Below are 4,031 nucleotides of genomic sequence, written 5' to 3' on the forward strand. Positions count from 1 at the left end.
GGGGGGGGGGGGGGGGGGGGGGGGGGGGGGGGGGGGGGGGGGGGGGGGGCGGCTTTTGTGGGGGGTCTTCTGTTTGTCTTTTTTTCTCGTGTGGGGGTGCCCCCCCCCCCCCCCCGGCCCGGGGCGTACGGGATCAGAGGGAGCCGTTGCCCTTGATCAGCTGCTGGTACCAGAAGAAGCTGTCCTTGCGGATGCGGTGGAGCTCCTTGAGGTCGAACTCGTCGCGGTCGACGTAGATGAAGCCGTAGCGCTTCGCCACGCCCTGGTGGGTGGAGATCAGGTCCATGGCCGACCACGGGTGGTAGCCGATGACGTCCACCCCGTCCGAGACGGCCAGGCGCATCTGCTCGATGTGCGAGGCCAGGTAGGCGATGCGGTAGTCGTCGTGGATCTCGCCGTCCTCGACCGTGTCGTAGCCGCCCAGCCCGTTCTCGGTGACCATGATCGGGAGCCGGTAGCGGTCGTAGACGTCGCGCAGGGTGCTGCGGAAGCCGGCCGGGTCGATCTCCCAGCCGAACTCGGTCGTGGCCAGATGGGGGTTGGACACCGGGCGGAACACGCCTGCCTCGCCGGCCGAGAGCTGCTGGTCGCACACCCCGGAGTCGACGGTCTGGCCGTCCTCGGGGGCGGCCACGGTGGCGGTGGAGTAGTAGTTCAGCGCCAGGAAGTCCGCCTTGCCCGCCTTCAGGATCTCCGCGTCGCCCGCGGCGAACTCCGGCGCGATCCCGGCGGCGGTCATCCACGCCCAGGCCGTCGGGTTGTAGGTGCCGTGAACCGCCATGTCGAGGTACAGCCAGTTGCGGATGGCGTTGTAGTCGGAGGCGGCGAGCACGTCCTCGGGCTTGCAGGACGCCGGGTAGACGACGGAGATGTTCGGGGCGGGGCCGATCTTGGCGGCCGGGAGCATGTCGTGGCACATCTTCGTCACGCGGGCCTGGGCCAGCATCATGTGGTGGTTCTGCTGGTACAGCTCGCGCTTGGGGTCGTCGGTCGTGGTGCCCGCGGTGCCGATGGCGGCGCCGTGCAGGATCATCATGTTCTGCTCGTTGATGGTCAGCCAGTGCTTGACCTTGCTGCCGTACTCCTCGAACAGCACCTCGCAGTAGCGGGCGAAGGCGTCGATGGTCGAGCGGGAGGTCCAGCCGCCCTTGTCCTGGAGGGCCTGCGGCAGGTCGAAGTGGTAGACGGTGACGACCGGTTCGATGCCGTGGGCGAGGAGGGCGTCGAAGAGGCGGTGGTAGAAGGCGATGCCGTCCCGGTTCACCGCGCCGTCGCCGTCCGGGACGATCCGGGTCCAGGCGATGGAGAGGCGGTAGGCCTTCAGGCCCAGCTCGGAGAAGAGCTTCACGTCCTCCTCGAAGCGGTGGTAGTGGTCGGCGGCCACCTTGAAGTCCGTGGTGCCCTCGGGGTAGTTGCCGCGGGCGTCCTGTACGGACGGGCCCTTGCCGTCGGTGTCCCAGGCGCCTTCCACCTGGTAGGCGGAGGTCGCGGCGCCCCAGAGGAAGTCGGGGCGGAAGGCGGCGGGGGTCTTGTGGTCCATGTGCGGATCTCCTTCGGGGGTACGGGGGTTGCGGGGGTTGCGGGGAGTACGTGGATCGGGCCGCGGGGCGCCGCGCGGTGGGTGGGGCGGCGCCCCGGGCGGGGGCCTCAGCCCACCGGGGTGAGGGCGCGCTCCGGGCCGAGGGACAAGAGCACCGTGCTGTGCTCGACCTCGGAGTGCTCGGTGGTCCGTACGACGCCCGTGCCGGCCGCGTCGAGGACGATCACCATCGTGGTGGTGTCGTAGCCGGCGGCCTCGACCGCGGCCAGGTCGACCTCGCCGAGCGGGTCGCCGAGCCGGACCCGGTCGCCCTGCCGGACGGCGGTGGTGAAGTGCTCCCCGCCGAGCCGCACCGTGTCGATGCCGATGTGGACGAGGACCTCCACGCCCTCGGGGGAGCGGAGCCCGTAGGCGTGCGGCAGGACGCTGACGACCGTGCCGTCGATCGGGGCGTGGACCTCACCGGAGGTCGGGGCGACGGCCGCGCCGTTGCCGAGGGTGCCGGAGGAGAACACCGGGTCCTGTACGTCGGTCAGGGCGACGACCCTGCCCTCGACCGGGGCGGCGACCTCGAAGGCCTCGCCGGCGGGCCGTTCGGGGGTGGCGCCGGCTCCGGCGGCCCCATCGGGTTCCGTGGCTCCGGCGGCGTCCTCCGGGACGTCCTTGAAGCCCAGGGCCATCGTGAGGCCGAAGGACAGGGCGACGGCAACGCCGACACCGGTCAGCTGGAGGGCGAAGCTGCCGACCTCCAGGTAGGCGGAGAGGGACAGCAGGCCCGGCATGATGTACGCGGTCGAGGCCGAGCCGCCCGCGGAGGCGATGCCGCCGCCGACCGCGCCGGCGATGCAGGCGTAGACGAAGGGCTTCTTCAAGCGCAGGTTGACGCCGTAGACCGCGGGCTCGGTGATGCCGGCGAGGAAGCTGCTGACGGCGGCCGGACCGGCGAGCTTCTTCAGGCTCTTGCTGCGGGTGCGGAGCATGACCGCCAGTACGGCTGCGCCCTGCGCGGCCGAAGCGGCGACCAGCGGGCCGTAGAGGAGGGAGTGTCCCTGGACGGCGAGGTCGTTGGCCATCATCGGGACCAGGCCCCAGTGGATGCCGAAGACGACCATGATCTGCCAGGTGCCGCCGAGGACGGCTCCCGCGATGGCCGGGCTGAGGCCGAACAGCCAGCCGATCAGGCTCGATGCGCCCTGGCCGGCCCAGTCCGAGGCCGGGCCGATGGTGAGCAGGGTCAGCGGGACCATGAGGAGGATCGTCAGCATCGGGGTGATGAAGTTGCGGATGCTGGAGGGCAGCGCCTTGTCGAGGCCGCGTTCCACGAAGCTCTGTACGTACACGGCGAGGATGACCGGGATGACGGAGGAGGCGTAGGCGACCATCACCATCGGGATGCCGAAGAAGGAGACCGGGTCGCCGGCCTCGTTGAGGGCGCCGATCGCGGGGTAGACCAGCGATCCCGCGATGGCCATGGCGGTCCACTGGTTGGCCCCGAACCGCTTGGCGGCGGTCACGGCCAGCAGCACCGGCAGGAAGAAGAACACGCCGTCACCGGCCGCGTTCAGGACGGTGAACTCCTGCGAGGTCTCGGCGACCAGGCCGAGCTTGGTTACCAGCACGATCGTGGCCTTGAGCAGGCCCGCGCCGGCCAGCGTCCACAGGAACGGGGTGAAGATGCTGGAGATGACGTCGACCAGCCGCGTCAGCGGATTGCCGCGCGGGGCCGAGCCCGTCGAGCCGGAGCCGGAGCCGGAGCCGGAGCCGGAGCCGGATCCCGAGGCCGAGCCGGCCTTCGCCCGCGCCGTGTCGGCGCCGAGCCCGGAGATCCTGGTGATCTCGGCGTACGCCTTGGCCACGTCGTTGCCGATGACCACTTGGAACTGGCCGCCGCTCTCGACGACCGTGATGACGCCCGGGGCCGCTTCGACCGCCGCTCTGTCGGCCTTCGACGCGTCCTTGAGGACGAAACGCAGCCGCGTGGCGCAATGCCCCAGGGACTCCACGTTCGATGCGCCGCCGACGCCTTCGAGGACGGCCGGGGCCGTCTTTCCGTAATCCACGATGAGTTCTCCCTGCATCGCGTGGTACCGAACCCGGAACGTCTTCGGTCCGAGGTCCCCTCAGTCTTGATGAGGTCAACGGAAGGTAAAGGAAGTCGAAGGTCCCGAATGGGTCGACCTTTGTGCCCTTCGTGTTCCCGCTCCTCAACAGGCTGATTTCTCAGGCGAGTTCGAGGAGTGGCGACATCTCCCGGATCGGGCCCTTCGGTCTTCCGGGAGGGGACTTTCAGCCCCTGTCCCCGGGCGGGGCGCCGACGGAAGAGTGCACGGCGAGGGCCCGGTCCCTAGGCCGTCTCTTCCGGATCTTGCCTGGCCCGCGTCGCCCGGCACCGCACCTCGCCGCACTGCCGGGTCACCCGAGTACGTCCAGTACGCGGGAGACCCGGCAGCGCGGCGAGGCACGGCACCGGACGACGCGGGCCTGACCGGCA

2 protein-coding genes are annotated in these 4,031 nt (G+C 70.5%); both read right to left on the reverse strand.

Going from position 1 to position 4,031, the window contains the following annotated elements:
* Positions 1-133: 133 nt before the first annotated feature.
* On the reverse strand, positions 134-1,540 hold the full coding sequence (locus ACFRU2_RS09035; protein WP_382969545.1) for a glycoside hydrolase family 1 protein: 1,407 nt from the start codon (positions 1,538-1,540) through the stop codon (positions 134-136).
* A 107-nt stretch (positions 1,541-1,647) separates the two neighbouring features.
* Positions 1,648-3,600, reverse strand: a complete 1,953-nt coding sequence (locus ACFRU2_RS09040; RefSeq protein ID WP_382969548.1) for a beta-glucoside-specific PTS transporter subunit IIABC — start codon at positions 3,598-3,600, stop codon at positions 1,648-1,650.
* Positions 3,601-4,031 lie beyond the last annotated feature (431 nt).

Source organism: Streptomyces sp. NPDC056883 (genome assembly GCF_042788835.1).
In the GTDB taxonomy this organism is placed as follows: Bacteria; Actinomycetota; Actinomycetes; order Streptomycetales; family Streptomycetaceae; genus Streptomyces; species Streptomyces stoeckheimensis.